The organism is Vibrio nitrifigilis (assembly GCF_015686695.1).
GTDB lineage: Bacteria > Pseudomonadota > Gammaproteobacteria > Enterobacterales > Vibrionaceae > Vibrio > Vibrio nitrifigilis.
In genome coordinates this window covers 798,256-813,056 of sequence record NZ_JADPMR010000004.1, presented here as the reverse complement: position 1 = coordinate 813,056, position 14,801 = coordinate 798,256, and the positions used below count along the sequence as shown (strand labels likewise).

At 44.3% G+C, this 14,801-nt stretch carries 15 protein-coding genes; 8 read left to right on the top strand and 7 right to left on the bottom strand.

The features are described from left to right. Positions 1 to 59: 59 nt before the first annotated feature. Positions 60 to 1,514 (bottom strand): MFS transporter, encoded by a 1,455-nt coding sequence (locus tag I1A42_RS20035; RefSeq protein WP_196124660.1) that lies wholly within the window; start codon positions 1,512 to 1,514, stop codon positions 60 to 62. Positions 1,515 to 1,614: 100 nt separating this feature from the next. Between I1A42_RS20035 and I1A42_RS20030 the strand changes: the two genes are divergently transcribed. Beyond that, positions 1,615 to 2,442, top strand: a complete 828-nt coding sequence (locus I1A42_RS20030) for a helix-turn-helix transcriptional regulator (RefSeq protein ID WP_196124659.1) — start codon at positions 1,615 to 1,617, stop codon at positions 2,440 to 2,442. Positions 2,443 to 2,713: 271 nt separating this feature from the next. Further along, the gene (locus tag I1A42_RS20025; RefSeq protein WP_196124658.1) at positions 2,714 to 4,879 is read left to right on the top strand and encodes a methyl-accepting chemotaxis protein; all 2,166 of its coding nucleotides are present in this window, start codon (positions 2,714 to 2,716) and stop codon (positions 4,877 to 4,879) included. A 70-nt stretch (positions 4,880 to 4,949) separates the two neighbouring features. Here the strand turns inward: I1A42_RS20025 and I1A42_RS20020 are convergent, their stop codons facing one another. The 5 genes from I1A42_RS20020 to I1A42_RS20000 are packed head-to-tail and all read right to left on the bottom strand — an operon-like array spanning position 4,950 to position 9,936. Further along, positions 4,950 to 5,633, bottom strand: a complete 684-nt coding sequence (locus I1A42_RS20020) for an ABC transporter ATP-binding protein (protein ID WP_202436430.1) — start codon at positions 5,631 to 5,633, stop codon at positions 4,950 to 4,952. Beyond that, positions 5,620 to 6,465, bottom strand: coding sequence for an ABC transporter ATP-binding protein (locus tag I1A42_RS20015; protein ID WP_196124657.1), 846 nt, complete (start codon positions 6,463 to 6,465; stop codon positions 5,620 to 5,622). Before I1A42_RS20015 ends, I1A42_RS20020 begins: the two co-directional genes overlap by 14 nt. Continuing rightward, complete coding sequence (locus I1A42_RS20010; RefSeq protein WP_196124656.1) at positions 6,455 to 7,297, bottom strand: ABC transporter permease; 843 nt, start codon at positions 7,295 to 7,297, stop codon at positions 6,455 to 6,457. Before I1A42_RS20010 ends, I1A42_RS20015 begins: the two co-directional genes overlap by 11 nt. Further along, entirely contained in the window at positions 7,297 to 8,352 is a 1,056-nt protein-coding gene (locus I1A42_RS20005; protein WP_196124655.1) for an ABC transporter permease, read from the bottom strand. The genes I1A42_RS20010 and I1A42_RS20005 overlap by 1 nt, the downstream gene beginning before the upstream one ends. Positions 8,353 to 8,358: 6 nt before the next feature. Continuing rightward, positions 8,359 to 9,936, bottom strand: coding sequence for an ABC transporter substrate-binding protein (locus tag I1A42_RS20000; protein ID WP_196124654.1), 1,578 nt, complete (start codon positions 9,934 to 9,936; stop codon positions 8,359 to 8,361). 407 nt (positions 9,937 to 10,343) lie between these two features. Here I1A42_RS20000 and I1A42_RS19995 point away from each other — a divergent pair, with 407 nt between their 5' ends. The 6 genes from I1A42_RS19995 (at position 10,344) to I1A42_RS19970 (ending at position 14,415) form a co-directional block, all read left to right on the top strand. Then, positions 10,344 to 11,378, top strand: coding sequence for an asparaginase (locus I1A42_RS19995; RefSeq protein WP_196124653.1), 1,035 nt, complete (start codon positions 10,344 to 10,346; stop codon positions 11,376 to 11,378). 244 nt (positions 11,379 to 11,622) lie between these two features. Beyond that, the gene (locus I1A42_RS19990) at positions 11,623 to 12,279 is read left to right on the top strand and encodes an HAD family hydrolase (protein WP_161155511.1); all 657 of its coding nucleotides are present in this window, start codon (positions 11,623 to 11,625) and stop codon (positions 12,277 to 12,279) included. A 16-nt stretch (positions 12,280 to 12,295) separates the two neighbouring features. Then, a complete protein-coding gene (locus I1A42_RS19985; protein ID WP_196124652.1) occupies positions 12,296 to 12,721 on the top strand; it encodes a bifunctional diaminohydroxyphosphoribosylaminopyrimidine deaminase/5-amino-6-(5-phosphoribosylamino)uracil reductase RibD in 426 nt (141 codons plus the stop codon). Between the two features lie 16 nt (positions 12,722 to 12,737). After that, complete coding sequence (locus I1A42_RS19980) at positions 12,738 to 13,427, top strand: 2'-5' RNA ligase family protein (protein ID WP_196124651.1); 690 nt, start codon at positions 12,738 to 12,740, stop codon at positions 13,425 to 13,427. Between the two features lie 5 nt (positions 13,428 to 13,432). After that, positions 13,433 to 13,900, top strand: a complete 468-nt coding sequence (locus I1A42_RS19975) for an ASCH domain-containing protein (RefSeq protein ID WP_161155515.1) — start codon at positions 13,433 to 13,435, stop codon at positions 13,898 to 13,900. 53 nt (positions 13,901 to 13,953) lie between these two features. Beyond that, entirely contained in the window at positions 13,954 to 14,415 is a 462-nt protein-coding gene (locus I1A42_RS19970) for a DUF523 domain-containing protein (protein WP_161155517.1), read from the top strand. A gap of 18 nt (positions 14,416 to 14,433) precedes the next feature. Here I1A42_RS19970 and I1A42_RS19965 read toward each other — a convergent pair whose 3' ends face one another. After that, positions 14,434 to 14,781: a hypothetical protein gene (locus I1A42_RS19965; protein WP_161155519.1), complete on the bottom strand. Its 348-nt coding sequence runs from the start codon at positions 14,779 to 14,781 to the stop codon at positions 14,434 to 14,436. Between the last annotated feature and the right edge of the window lie 20 nt (positions 14,782 to 14,801).

The following is a 14,801-nucleotide window of genomic DNA, read 5'->3' as shown; positions in this document are numbered from 1 at the left end:
GGACGGAGAGTGGAACACCCAGTATTGAGACAATGGGTCCGAATACTGGGTGAAGCGTTCTAGTGTGTAGTGGATTGCGTTGTTTTAGGTTGTTGAAAAATTTTGCATGCTCTAATTGCATGAATGATGAAGAGTACTGAGATAAAACACGCGATAGTCCATAACCCAGCTTTTAATCCACCTAAATGCAGTACATCGGCTTGACTCAGATTTTGAATATAGAATGCTGCACAAATTGCGGTGCCTAAAGCAATAGCAGTTTGTTGTAAGGTGGTCATAAACGCACTTCCGACACCGGCAAATTGCGCAGGAATATCGGATAAACCGATGCGCAGTGAGCTGTTAACGGCAAACGCATTACCAACCCCAATAATTAGCATGGGAGGAAGTAACGTCCAGGGGGTTAAGTTATTGCTATGAGCTGAAATAATCTCATACAACCACCAATATCCAACTAGGTTAATCGCTGAACCGATTAAGATCACACCGGTAAAGTTAAATCGGGTAAAGAATTTGGCCAATTTGCCAGCGTAAAGAGAGCCTATAAAGTAAGAGATCCCCAAGCCGATAAACGCATTTCCCGAATTAAATGAAGACATGTGAAAGCCAGATTGAAGTGTCAACGCTACCACAAACATATAACCGCCATAAGACGCGACTTGGAGCACCAAGCTAGTACAGCCAAGTATCACTAGAGGCCGTTTTAGTAATGATGGTGGCATTAATGGTGTACGTCCTTGTTGCTCTTTAAGGTCTTCCACTTTCCATAACCAACACATCAAGGGTAGCGTAATCAGTAGCATGGCCCAGATTAAAACATTCCATCCCATATCAGGCCCAGCAGAGATAGATGTTAAGATCAGCGTGACGATAACAGCTAACAAAGTTGTCCCAAACCAGTCGAGGGATAGGCTGGATTGCTCTTTTGTTTCTGGGATCCATTTATTTCCAAAATACAAAATGACAGCGCATATAGGTAGGTTAATGTAGAAAACGCTGCGCCAACCCAGACCAAATAGATCAGCAGACACCAGCCAGCCACCTAAAATTTGACCAATAATAAACGAAAGTCCGCCAACAGAACCGTAAATACCGATGGCTTTAGAGTGACGCTCACCATGTAAAGTAACATGAATGGTGGCCAAAATTTGTGGCATTAGCATTGCTGCTGCGATGCCTTGCAAAATCCTTGCGGCTATCAGTAAATAAATTGAAGGCGCTAAGCCACAGATAAACGAAGCAATCGCGAAACTGGCGATGCCATACATAAACAATTTTTTACGTCCATATCGATCGCCCAAGCGGCCACTCATAGCAAGGCTGATAGCGAAAGCGAGTCCATAAAGAGAAACGATCAGCCCTAGCTGAGTTTTATTTGCGTGAAGCGATACGCTAATTGCATCTAAGGCAACGTTGACGATTGAGAAATCCATTTGTGGCATCAATTGTCCTGCCACTAAAAGAATCAGCCCAGCGGCTGAAAGATCTTTTGCATTTGATGAAGTTGTTTTCATTTAAAACACCGGAATTAATCTGAAGATGCTATTATCGGTTTTATATTAAAGGTGTACTAGAAACTGTTTAGACTCGTACTAGGAGTATCAGGATAACGTTATGACGACCCAACTTTTGACCCGCAAAGAACGTCTCGGAGAGTTCCTACGCTTAAAACGTAACAGCATTGCTCCTGAAACGCTAGGCTTAGTTAAGCCCTCTCGCTCAAGGACTCCTGGGTTAAGACGTGAAGATGTGGCGGAACTGGCCGATATTAGCACTGTTTGGTATTCAAAGCTTGAACGAGGCAAGGCAGAGAGAGTGTCTCGTCAAGTCATATTAAATATAGCGAAGTCATTGCTGTGCGATGATAGTGAAACCCGGTATTTGTTGCAACTGTCGGGCCACACAGAGGTGCCATCGTATACCACGGAAAGAAAAGGGTTGTCTGATGAGGTGAAGGAGATGATCAATGCACTTTCGCCTCTACCCGCCATGATGACGAATGACTTCCGCGATATCCTTTGGGTTAATCGAGCGTTTGAACAAATGGTTGGAATCACGTTCGACGCAATTCCTCAATCAGAGCGAAACACGGTAAGGCTAATGTCTCACAATCCGATTTGGCAGAGTTGGCTAAAAGCCGATTGTGCCGATTCTTTGCAAGATTGTATGCAAAATTCAGCGGCGCGGATTCGTGCTGCGATGGTGAACCGAATCTGTGACCAAGAATGGCAGCAACGTTTAGATTCTTTAATGGCAGATTGTCCAAAATTTCAGGAAATATGGTCAAACCACAAGATCAAGGCAAAAGATATGTTAGAGAAGGAGTACCATCACAAGTTACTCGGCGACATGGTATTTCGTAAACAGTACTGGTCCCATTGCTCTGAAGATATCGTTGGGCAATTGGTCGTGTTTACTCCGGTAAACGACAGCGATAGATAAGCAGCGTCTATCTTTATAATGATTGCATTAAAATAGTGCAATAGTTGCACCAACAAGAATATTTGGTGCCATAATAGTGAAAATTGTTAATAAATATTTCAAGGCATTAGCGATAAAGTGCGCTTTTAGTGCAGTTTTGGCGCTGTTTTAGTGCAATTTGTGGCTTAAATATCGTTCGATCACGTACTATATTAAACAAGTTGAAATGTGTCCCATTTATGGAATACGAATTGCATTTCTCTGGTTATAACAATAAGCAGGGAAGAAAATCATGCAATTATCTAAACAGGAACAACACTGGCTACCTTGGTGGGGCGCAACAGGGAAATTCGCTATGTACAAAGCGTGCTTGTTTAACCACCATCGGATCCCCGTTATCGAAAAAACGTTTGAAAGTATTGCCGAAACTCGCGTAAGACTACTCACTGACTGGTCACAGAATTTGTGGTCATTTTTGGAGGATGCGTCTCTTTATCTTGACTCAAAACATGAGTCAGAATTCCATCAAGCATTAAGCCAACTGCTTGCCCGATCACCAGACCTTTCAGAGCTGATGATTGTTGATAAATCGGGATTGGTGCTAAGTTCAACTCACACGCAACATCAGGGTTTACACCTTAAAGAAAAAACGGCGTTACAGCGTGGGCTAACCAACCCCTTTTTGCATGGTCCTTACTGTGATCCCTGGACGTTAGATGCGGGGCCATCGAGCTCAACGTTTCACGACGAAGTCACCTTAATGTTCTACCAACCTTTATCCATGACGAATGGGGACAGACACTCTTCTAACGAGGACAGGCACTCTAATTCCGGTGCTTGCTACTGCCTTTGTGCACGTGTACCTAATGATGTTTTAGGCGATCTTATTCAACGCGAAGCGGGGCATATTTACAGTGAATCGGGCGATAACTATCTGTTTATGGTCGACTCTGTATTTAATCCCCAAATAAAGCCAGGTGTTGCATTGTCACGTTCTCGTTTTGAAGACAATCGCTTTTCCCATGGTGAAAATCTCAAAGAGGGCGTTCATACTCAATGGGGGACAGTGAAAGTCGCGCAGCATACTGAGTTTGAAATAGTGTTTAATGACCCTGCTACCGGCCAGCTTCACCCTGGTGTGCGAGAAACCATCAAAAATGGCAGTAATTTGTATGTCGAATATCCGGGCTACTCTGACTACCGACATATTCCCGTCATAGGGAAAGGTGTCACGTTTACCATGCCTGGATCGCTTGATCGTTGGGGCATGATGTGTGAGTCAGATTTAGAAGAAGTGTATCGACACCGCTCTTTGGGGCAGACGTTAACTCAGAAATTTTTGTTGTCGATTGTCTTTGCCATGTTTTTCCCCAATCTCATTAATCATATTTGGCCAATGGCTGAATGGCAGCTGATTGCACTTGATGTGGTTGTCGCTCTGCCTACGATTATTTGGTTTTATCTTTCTACCGCGGGGGTGATGGCAAACCAGTTACAAAATATGTCCGGTGTGATGCAAATGCTGGCAGAAGGTGATGGCAATCTTAAACAGCGCTTAGACGTTAAACATATTCGTGAAGATGAAACGGGTGATTTGGCTCGTTGGACCAACAGTTTCATTGATAGTTTGGAAAATGTAATTAGTGACCTTGTCACTTCTAGTAAGGAGGTCAACAAGGTTTCCCAATCAATGTTTCGTCGTAGTCAGCAACTATTAGAGAGCAGTGATGTTACCGCCACTTCAATTACTGACATGCTTAAGTTAGTTGGTCAGCAGAGTGAAGAAATCGTGCATGCGAATGATACTGCGACTGAAATGAATGAGTTAATGCGTGCGACGGTTGAATCGGCTGAACAAGATTTCAAACAAGCGAGTGAAAGTGCACAGGCCATTAAAGATATCGTACAAATTTCGGCACAAAAAGTGGAAGAAGTAAACAGCGAAATGGAGAAAATTGGCGGTATTGTTGATCTAATCAGTGAAATCACTGCACAAACCAATTTGCTAGCGCTTAACGCGGCGATTGAGGCTGCTCGGGCCGGGGAACATGGTCGAGGTTTTGCTGTTGTGGCCGATGAAGTGCGCAATTTAGCCAGTAAAACCAATGATGCTGCAACCAATATCGGTAATTTAATGGAAGTTCTTAGTGAACAATCTGCGCAAGCAGTAGAAGCGATGCATCAGGGGATTACGAACGTTGAAACCAATACAACAGTGATAGATGAAAATAAACAAGGCGATGCGTTACAACAATCAGTGAGTGGGCTATTTGGACTCATTCAAGAGATTGCTCGTAATACGGAAGAGCACCGTCAAACCGCTGATGAGGCACAGCACACGGTATTGCAACTGCAAGAAGCATCACTGCAGTTATCTCGCCGAACCACATTAATGCATAACGCGTTAGCACGATTAGATCAGCTCACGGGAAGGTTTGATATTTCAAAAGCGAGTTGATCTCATTGTGAGAAAGAAAAAAGCAGCGCCAATTTGGCGCTGCTTTCGTTTTATAAAAAACCATAATCGCTTAATAGCGACGATGTTGATCAATTCGACCCGCTTTCATCATCACCGCAGAATCACACATGTAATCGATGGTGTTGGGATCGTGGCTCACTAACACCATGGTTAGCTGGTGTTGGTCTTTGAGGTCGTTCAACAAGTTTAAGATTTCTGCCTGCACTGACATATCCAATGCAGATGTCGGTTCATCCAACAGCAATAATTTAGGTTCAAGTAGCAAGGCACGAACAATGGCAACACGTTGGCGCTGACCACCAGAAAGCTGGTGGGGGTAGCGGTCAATCATGTCGCTGGTTAGGCCAACTTGCTTGAATCCTTGCTCGATACGATCATCAATATCTTGAACTTTCAATTTCTTAAGGGGCTCAGATAAGGTGCGACGCAGACGATGCTTAGGGTGCAGTGATGCATAAGGATCCTGAAACACCATCTGTACTTCGCGGCGCAGATCGCCTTTGAACAGTTGTCCGGGCTTTAGGTCTCTATCCAGCATGTTAATACTGCCTTCCCAATGTGGGTTTAGGCCAGCTAATACCCACAATAATGAGGATTTACCACAGCCCGAAGGGCCGACTAACCCGAAGCATTCGCCTTGCTGTACGGATAAGTCCACACCGTGTACGACAGTATTACGGTTGTGACCTTGAACGTGAGTAACGCTGACGTTATTTAACTCAAGAATTGCCATAACGTTCCTCCAAAGCTTGACGATCTAATACTGGCAATGGGGCGCCACGTTTATCAATATGCGGTTGGCACGACCAGAGTGTTTTTGTGTATGGATGAGTTGCGTTAGCGAGCTCATTGGCGGGTAACTGATCCAACAGCTGACCTTGATACATGACTAAGACTCGTTCGCTGTATTGGGCAACTTGCTGTAAATCATGGCTGATCAGCAATAATCCCATGTCGCGTTCTTCGACCAATGAATAAATTAGCTCTAACACTTGATCACGCATGGCATGGTCGAGTGCTGACGTCGGTTCATCGGCGATAAGCAATTTGGGGTTATTGATTAGCGCAATTGCGAGCATGACGCGTTGCCCCATACCGCCTGACAGTTGATGAGGATACCAGCGCCTTAATGTACTAGGGTTAGGTAGCCCTACCGCATTAAGCATGTATTCGACTTTTTCGATTCGCTCTTTACGACCCATTTTGCTATGCAGTCTCAATGGCTCTTTTACTTGCATACCAATGGTGCGTGCTGGATTCAACGCGTATTTAGGATCTTGCAGTACCATCGCAACATCTTGGCCACGCAGTTGGCACCATTGCTTTTGTGAAAGAGATAAAATCGGTTGCCCGAGCAGCTCAAGTTTATTGGCACTTGGAATACAAGCACTTGGCAATAGCCCCATTAACGTTCGGGCAGTCAGAGATTTGCCTGAGCCTGATTCGCCAACCAGCGCGACACGCTCTTTGCCCATCGAAAAGCTCAAGCCTTTGACTAATGGATGGCCGTTATCAAGGCAAATATTAAGGTTATCGATATCAATCAGTGTCTGATTATTTTGCATGACGTGGGTCCATTTTATCTCGTAAGCCATCACCAAGTAGGTTAAATGCAAAGCTTGCAAACAAAATAGCAACGCCTGGCACTGCAGCTACCCACCATTGGTCAAATATAACGCGACTGCCGCTAGCGACCATTGAGCCCCATTCTGCCGCTGGGGGCTGAATGCCCATCCCGAGGAAACCTAAACCCGCGGCGGATAAAATAATGCCACCTAAGTTAAGTGCGGCGCGAACAATCGCACTTGGCAAACACAGTGGGAGAATATGACCAACGATCAAAGCCCAACCACCAATACCTTGCATTTTCGCTGCGGCTAAATAGTCGCTACGGCGCAAGGCTAGAGTTTCTGTTCTGGCTTGACGCGCAAATGAGGGCCAACTGGTAAATGCCAGCGCTAAAGCACCGTTCATCAGGCCAGGGCCTAAGATAGAAACTAATGCAAGTGCAATGACCAAGCTTGGTAGTGACATTACAATGTCGGTTAAACGCATTAGAACACGTTCAGTCCAACCGCCAAAATATCCCGCACAAATACCAATTAATAGTCCAATTGGCACCGTGATGATGATGACCAGTGAAACTAATATCAAGGTTGGGCGTGAGCCATATAACACGCGAGCAAAGAGATCACGGCCAAAGCGGTCAGTACCAAATAGATGCTCGGCACTGGGGGCTTGTAAACGCTGGGCAATGTTTTGAATATTGGGGTCATAATGAGTGAGCAGCGGTGCACATAGAGCAATCAGCACTAATACCGCGACCAAAAACAGCCCAACATTGAAGGTATTTAGCCATTTCGGCCACCAAGAAGTTTTCATCGTCGTTGCTGTCATTAGCGTGTCCTCGGATCAACCCAGCGGGTCAGTGCATCGGCAAGAGCATTGAGTGTGACAAAACACGTACCAATCAGCAGTGTTGAGCCTAATACTGCGGCAGTATCAGAAGCAAATAGGGCGCTGGTTAAGTAGCGTCCTAACCCTGGCCATGCGAACACCGTTTCAGTCAATACTGCCCCTTCGAGCAAACTGGTGTACGACAGGGCTAGAATGGTGATCATAGTGCCGAGTACATTGGGAAAAATATGGGAGAACAAAATACGCGCACGTGTCGCACCTTTCGCCAGCGCTAAAGTCACATATTCTTTGTTGCTCTCTTCTAACATAACAGCACGCAGCAAGCGGGTAATGGAGGCCATGGACAGCAGCGCTAATACCGCAACAGGCAGCCATAAGTGACCAATTGCGTTGAGCATGATTTCTGGATCACCGGTACGAAAGGCATCAAAGAGTACAAAGCCACTGTTGTATTCCATGGTATAGGTGTAAATATCATCTAATCGACCAGGGCCTGCTGACCAATGCAACGTGGCGTAGAATAATAACAAGCCTAAAAGGCCAAGCCAAAACACCGGCACAGAATAGCCCAGTAATGAGATCAAACGAGCAGCATGATCAAGAATACTACCGGGTTTATAGACGGCGAGTGACGCGAGCAAAATACCAAATAGTGCGCCAAAAAACATTGCAACGGTTGCCAATTCAATCGTAGCAGGGAAGGCCTGTTTGAGATCGTTAACGACCGGTTGTTGTGTGATTTGTGATACACCCAAGTCACCGTGTGCCATCTTTTCAACATAGGTAAGAAACTGCATTGGCAGTGGCTTATCTAAACCGAGTTGATGGCGAGCTTGTTGGTATGTCGCTTCACTGGCGTGATCACCGACTAATTGCAACGCTGGATCAATTGGGGCTGCGCGCGACAATATAAAGGTGAAAATTAATAGTCCGCACAGGGTAAGTAAAAAGGACAAAAAGCCGCTCAACCAAGGTTGAAGGCGGCTTGTCCAAAACCGGCGCAATGCGCCGGATGATGGGTTAGATTGTGTCATACAAAATTATTTCGAAACGTTTTTGTAGAAGACCATTTCTGGAGTAATACCTTGCACGTAACCTTCAATGTCATCACGCAGTGCAACCAATTTTTTGTTCTGTAAACCCACAACATATGGTGATGATTCACGAACGCGGCGCTGTAGATCTTCATAGATCTTAGTACGTTTTTGACTATCAGTTTCTGCACGAGCAGCAAGCGTTAGCTTGTTCAACTCAGGGATGTGCCAGTTAGCACGCCATGCCAGTGTTTTACTGCCATTTTCTGGGTTGTAAGCAAACGCAGAAGCGTTAGTGTGAGGATCGAAGTAATCAGGGCCCCAAGATGTTAGGGTCGCTTGATAATCGTGTGATTTCACATTCGTTGCGATTTGGCTACTGACGCCAGGAATCAGCTCCACGTCAATCCCAGCTTTGGCAAAGCTTGCTTGCAGCGCTTGAGCGATATCGAGATATGGTGGTTGGTTAGAAACCGCAAGTTTAAAGTGCGGGTTTTTAATGCCTGCATCTTTAAGAATCTGCGCGGCTTTCTTCGGATCATATTTAAATGGCTGATCGGTAAGTGCACCATTAAAGCCAACTGGCAGGAAGTTTTGTTGCACAGCAAACTGACCGTGCATTAAATCGTCTGCAATACCTTTGTAATCAAAAGCGTAACGTGCCGCTTTCCAAAATGCTTGTTTACCGATGTCAGGGTTGGCTTTGTTGTCAGCATTAAACATCAAGTAGTATAGAGACGCGTAAGGCAGGTTGAGGGTTTTAACGCCTTTTTTACCTTGTAGCGAGAAGTATTGATCCGTACCTAGGTTACGAACCAAATCCGCATCGCCTTGCTCAAGAAGCAATTGACGTGTTGCCGCATCAGGTACGTTTTTCAATAGTACGTACTTAAGCTTAGGCGCGCCCGCAGGAGACGATGTATTTGCTTCCATCATCAAGATTTGATGCGGAACGTATTTACGAATTTTGAATGGGCCGCTACCTGCAGAGTGAGCATTGAGCCAAGCGTGGCCTAAGTCACCCTCTTTAGCGTTGGCTGCAACGGTTTTTTCGTCAACGATGGATGCAGCAGGAGCAGAAAGTAGGCTCAGTACAAATGAAGGACCCACATTCACATCCCAAGAAACTTTGACTTGGTTATCAGACACTTTTGTTAGGTGAGTGTCGACGTTTTTCTCATCCCAACCCAATTGAGTCAGGATAAATGAAGGTGCAAGGTTGAGTTTAACCACACGGCCTAAACTGAAGATGACATCTTCTGGGCGCACTGGGTTACCGCTAGCGAAAGTCGCACCATCTTTAAGAGTGAAGATCAGACTGTGCTGGTCGGCTTTCCATGAAGCGGCCAACGTTGGTTTTAGCTGCGTAGGATCATTAGGATCGGATTGCACTAAACGTTGGTAAAGGTTGTTAAAGCTCTGAACGGATGAAAGCTCGAAACCTTGTGCAGGGTCTAGGCTTGTTACGTCATCAAGAGATTGCGCAACAACCAGCGTGTTATCAGGTGTTTTGGCGTATGACGGTGCAGTCATACCAAGGCCAAGCATTAGGCTAGTGACTAAAAGGGAAGTTCTGGTTTTCATAGTATTCCATTATTTATTTTTTGATTTATGTCCATGGGCGTACTTATTCCATAGAGTTATAAGCGTACGGTAACTGATACACTCTGTGATAACAAGCACACTATTGTGTAACTCATATTACATTTACATCTGACTTGTAGCAGAAAGTAATAAGCCTGGTCAATATTAAAACGTATCGAGCAATCAGTGTTCGATCTGTATTGTGATCGCGCTTATAAAGCGTGATTTCACTGCCAGTTGTTAATATCGCAGTGTTCATCTCCGCACAATCACAGTGCACTATTTAAAGTTAATGCACAAGTTTGATTATGCACAAAATAGTTTATGGGGCAAAGTCACGTTTTTACTGTGTAAAATCTCGGTATATATATTGCAATCAAAGGGTTATTAATAAAAGGGAGTTGATAATGAAAATAAAAACCGTCGTTTTGGCCATCGCGTGCTTGATGGGAAGTTCGTGGGTGCAGGCAGCAGAACAGCCACATGTCACCATTTATGCCACGGGAGGCACTATCGCTGGGGCATCTAAATCGAATATAGACAGTACCGATTACAAAGCGGGCAGCTTAGGGGTGGATAAGTTGATTCAAGCCGTGCCTGAAATTAAGCAGTTTGCGGATGTGAGTGGTGTGCAAATCTCTAACGTTGGTTCACCCGATGTGAATCAGAAAACATTGCTCAGTATGACTAAAGCGATCAATAAAGATCTCGCGAAACCCTCGACTCACGGTGTGGTCGTTACCCACGGAACCGACACCCTAGAAGAAACCGCTTTTTTTCTTGATATGACGGTAAATTCTGACAAACCTGTGGTCATTGTTGGCGCGATGCGTCCCGCAACTGCGATCAGCGCAGACGGTGCAATGAACTTATATGATGCAGTTAAGTTAGCCAGTGTGGATGCTGCGAAAGGGCGTGGAGCCATGGTGGCGATGAATGACCGCATTAGCCCTGCGTATTACGTAACAAAAACCAATACCCATGCAGTAGAAACATTTGCTGCGCCTGAACAGGGATATATTGGCGGCTTTATCAGTGGTCAACCGTATTTTTATTATGCAGATACCAAACCGATCAATAAGCCTAATTTCGATATTACTACTGTGACAACTTTGCCGAAGGTCGTGATTCTATACAGTTATCAAGACCAAAGTGGTGAACTACTAAAAGATGCAATTAAAGATGGAGCAAAAGGCATTGTGATCGCAGGGACGGGCGATGGCTCTACACCAAGTTGGATTCAAGATACGATTAAACAGGCCATGAAAGATGGTATTCCTGTGGTGGTCGCAAGTCGCGTTCCGACAGGGTATGTTTCAACTCATGAAAACGCGATTGGATCTGGGTTCTATAATCCGCAGAAATCTAAAATCATTCTGGAGTTAGCATTAGCGAAAGGGGAGAAAATTCCGCAAATTCGACACTATTTCGCACAGCTATAACTTAACGAGCCACACACTCTAGATTTGTTCAGGGGCCAAGATAGAATATTCTTGGCCCTCTGTTTATTAAGTAATTGATATTTTGGGCGGAATTTGAGATTAGATATGAATGTTATTCAATATCTGTTATAAATAAGGCCCTAACGGGGACAGGCACTCTTGTGGTGATAGATTCAAGGTGTGTGTTGTTCTTGATACGACAAAGAGAAGGTATTCAAGACCCAGACGTTAGGAAGGAATAAATATGTTCAATACCGTGTTATTTGATTTGGATGGAACCTTAACGGATCCCAAAGTTGGAATTACTAAATCGGTGCAGTATGCTTTGAAGCGGTTTGATATTGAGGTTAACGATCTTGATGAACTTATCCCGTTTATTGGTCCACCATTGAAAGAGTCTTTTATGGCGTTTTATGGTCTCTCTGAAGAACAAGCACTGCAAGCCATTACCTATTATCGCGAATACTTTTCGCAAACCGGTATCTTAGAAAATGAACTCTATGCTGGTATCCCCGAGCTTCTAGCCGCGCTTAAACAACATAAACTTACCCTCGCTATCGCTACCTCTAAACCTACGCCGTTCGCTGAGAAAATCGCTGACCATTTCGATTTTGCTAAATACTTCGATGTCATCGTTGGCAGCAATTTGGATAATACGCGTACCAGCAAGCACGAAGTTATTGAGTACACCCTGAAAATACTTAATAAAACGGCCGGAGAAGCGATCATGATTGGCGATCGGAAACATGATCTTATCGGTGCGTCATTAAGCGATATGCCAGCGATTGGTGTTCTTTATGGATACGGTAGCCAAGAAGAGTTAAGTAAAGAAAATCCTTACCAAATTGTTGAAGATGTGGCGGGTTTGCAAGAAACGTTATGTCTTTTAATCCGTCAGTAGCGTTAAGGGCACCACTATGCATAAAAAATGGATGAAACAAGCCTTAACCCTATCACAGCAAGCTCTCCCTCATTGTCGACCCAATCCACCGGTTGGATGTGTGTTAGTCAAAGATGACCAGTTAGTATCGCAAGGACATACGCAAAGCGTGGGCGGAAATCATGCAGAAATTGAAGCCTTGAATGGCTATCGAGGGGATTTGGCAAACGTTACTGCTTATGTGACTTTAGAGCCTTGTTCTTTTGTTGGCAGGACGCCGTCATGTGCAAACACCCTAGTTGAACGGGGCATTCGGCATGTGGTTGTCGCAATGATTGACCCTGATGAGCGTAATAATGGTAAAGGGATTGAAATACTTAAACAAGCGGGTGTAAAGGTTGAATTAGGCGTATGCCATGATGAAGTGGCAGAGTTTCTTACTCCGTATTTAGGGCAGTCATAATAGCAAAGGAGTAGAGATGATCGAGTCGATTTATCAATCCATGTGGGACAATTTTACTCAAGCTATTCATCATAATCGAATAGAGCTTGATCCGTATTTGTGCGATTTGGATAAAGACGATCGACGTGGAATTACAGCGCTGGCGTATATTCATCAAGGCTGTTCAGATGTGGCACAGAAAATTGCTCAGTTCCAAGCGCGAGTGAGAGAGATTGAACCTCGTCAATATTACCATCCGATCAATGAATTACATGCGACAATTCTGTCTATCATCTCTTGTTATTCCGGCTTTCAGCTCATCGATATTAATCAACAAGAATATTGTGAGATATTTCGTACCGTTCTTAAGGACATTGAGCCTATCACGATTCACTATCGTGGCGTGACCGCGTCACCAAATTGCATTGTGATACAAGGTCTTCCGCAAGGAGACGGGTTGAATCAATTACGTGATAGGCTCCGAGATGCCTTTAATCAATCTGGTTTACAGTGCAGTTTAGATGCGCGTTATAAATTAGTCACCGCTCATAGCTCTGCCGTTCGTTTTTATCAGCCATTGCAAGAGCAACAAAAACTGTTAGAGCTTTGCCACGACTATCGAAACTATGATTTTGGCTACGTGGAATTACGCCATTTTGATTTGGTATTTAATGATTGGTATCAGCGCTTAGCTGTTACCCAATGTTTAGAAAAAGTAACAAGATAAATAATATGGATTCAAGAAGCAAAACGATGCTCGAGCAATACTTGGCATCAATCCCTAAAGAAAAATCGCAACAGTATACTCAATTTACCGCGGATTATTTCTGTGCTAATGAGGAGAGTGCCAACGTCTGCGCTGAACTTATTGTAAAAGGTGAAAAACGTGCGACTTGCAGCATGGACTACTGGTATAGCGTAGTGGGTGAACCACGTCCGCAAGTTGGGGCATTATTAGTGGTGACTCGTTGGGATGGTGAACCTGTCTGTGTCGTAGAAACAACATCAGTGGCTACTTGTCGCTATTGTGACGTGACCGAGGAGTTTGCTGCCGCCGAAGGGGAAGGGGACAAATCGCTACGTTGGTGGAAAGAGGCACATTGGGATTTTTTTAGTGCGGAATGTAAAGATCAAGGTATGGAACCGAGCGAAGAGATGTTACTCGTATTGGAACACTTTGATGTTGTCTATCGGCCATAGTAGTTGTAGACGGCTTATTAATACGTTAAGTGTATACCTAGTGAGTGAAGAGTATGGAAAAAGTATTAGTTAGTGCCTGTTTGATGGGACAAAAAGTCCGTTATGACGGCAGTGATGTAAAAGAAGAGTCTGATGCATTTCAACAGCTTGTATCGATGTATGACGTTGTCGCATTTTGTCCCGAAGTCGCAGGTGGCTTGCCCATACCTAGAGTGCCTGCTGAAATTGTGGGTGGAACGAGTAGTGATGTTTTAGCTGGTAAAGCTAAAGTACTGAGTAAAGACGGCGTAGACGTTACGGATGCTTTTGTTAAAGGAGCTCAAAAGACCTTGCAGCTTTGTCTAGAACAAGGAATCACTCAAGCTTTTTTGACTGAAAAAAGCCCTTCTTGTGGCAGTTCACAAGTGTATAACGGAGCATTTTCCGGGACAAAAATCATCGGCCAAGGGATAACAACCGCTTTGCTGCGGCAAAATGGCATCACCGTACACAATCAGCATCAAGTGAATCTCTGAAACCTTTTCACCAGTGGTTTACGCGAATTTTTTGTTCGTTCCAATACTGGGATTGATATGTATGGATCTTATCGTCGCTAATCGAGTGACGGTGGGGTTTATCAATAGTGGCGAAACATGTAACGATAACTGAATGTGATGGGGAAGTTGCGCCGATGGAGATATAATACGAGACCAATGATTCGTTTGACGCTGAATAGGACCGATATAATATTCCTTGCCGATAAGACACATTCCTTGAATCATGCTGTCTGAATAGGTATTAAGCAAGTCATTGGCGTCACTAGCACTATACAAACCTTTCTTCACATCATTGTAACGCGCTTGAGCATATTGATTTAAAGAATGAATGAACTGATTAATCATGTCATATCCTCATTTCATCA

Excerpts from the sequence above, each read along its gene's own strand:
- I1A42_RS20035 (WP_196124660.1), bottom strand. The coding sequence starts at position 1,514 with ATGAAAACAACTTCATCAAATGCAAAAGATCTTTCAGCCGCTGGGCTG.
- I1A42_RS20030 (WP_196124659.1), top strand. The coding sequence starts at position 1,615 with ATGACGACCCAACTTTTGACCCGCAAAGAACGTCTCGGAGAGTTCCTA.
- I1A42_RS20025 (WP_196124658.1), top strand. The coding sequence starts at position 2,714 with ATGCAATTATCTAAACAGGAACAACACTGGCTACCTTGGTGGGGCGCA.
- I1A42_RS20020 (WP_202436430.1), bottom strand. The coding sequence starts at position 5,633 with ATGGCAATTCTTGAGTTAAATAACGTCAGCGTTACTCACGTTCAAGGT.
- I1A42_RS20015 (WP_196124657.1), bottom strand. The coding sequence starts at position 6,465 with ATGCAAAATAATCAGACACTGATTGATATCGATAACCTTAATATTTGC.
- I1A42_RS20010 (WP_196124656.1), bottom strand. The coding sequence starts at position 7,297 with ATGACAGCAACGACGATGAAAACTTCTTGGTGGCCGAAATGGCTAAAT.
- I1A42_RS20005 (WP_196124655.1), bottom strand. The coding sequence starts at position 8,352 with ATGACACAATCTAACCCATCATCCGGCGCATTGCGCCGGTTTTGGACA.
- I1A42_RS20000 (WP_196124654.1), bottom strand. The coding sequence starts at position 9,936 with ATGAAAACCAGAACTTCCCTTTTAGTCACTAGCCTAATGCTTGGCCTT.
- I1A42_RS19995 (WP_196124653.1), top strand. The coding sequence starts at position 10,344 with ATGAAAATAAAAACCGTCGTTTTGGCCATCGCGTGCTTGATGGGAAGT.
- I1A42_RS19990 (WP_161155511.1), top strand. The coding sequence starts at position 11,623 with ATGTTCAATACCGTGTTATTTGATTTGGATGGAACCTTAACGGATCCC.
- I1A42_RS19985 (WP_196124652.1), top strand. The coding sequence starts at position 12,296 with ATGCATAAAAAATGGATGAAACAAGCCTTAACCCTATCACAGCAAGCT.
- I1A42_RS19980 (WP_196124651.1), top strand. The coding sequence starts at position 12,738 with ATGATCGAGTCGATTTATCAATCCATGTGGGACAATTTTACTCAAGCT.
- I1A42_RS19975 (WP_161155515.1), top strand. The coding sequence starts at position 13,433 with ATGGATTCAAGAAGCAAAACGATGCTCGAGCAATACTTGGCATCAATC.
- I1A42_RS19970 (WP_161155517.1), top strand. The coding sequence starts at position 13,954 with ATGGAAAAAGTATTAGTTAGTGCCTGTTTGATGGGACAAAAAGTCCGT.
- I1A42_RS19965 (WP_161155519.1), bottom strand. The coding sequence starts at position 14,781 with ATGATTAATCAGTTCATTCATTCTTTAAATCAATATGCTCAAGCGCGT.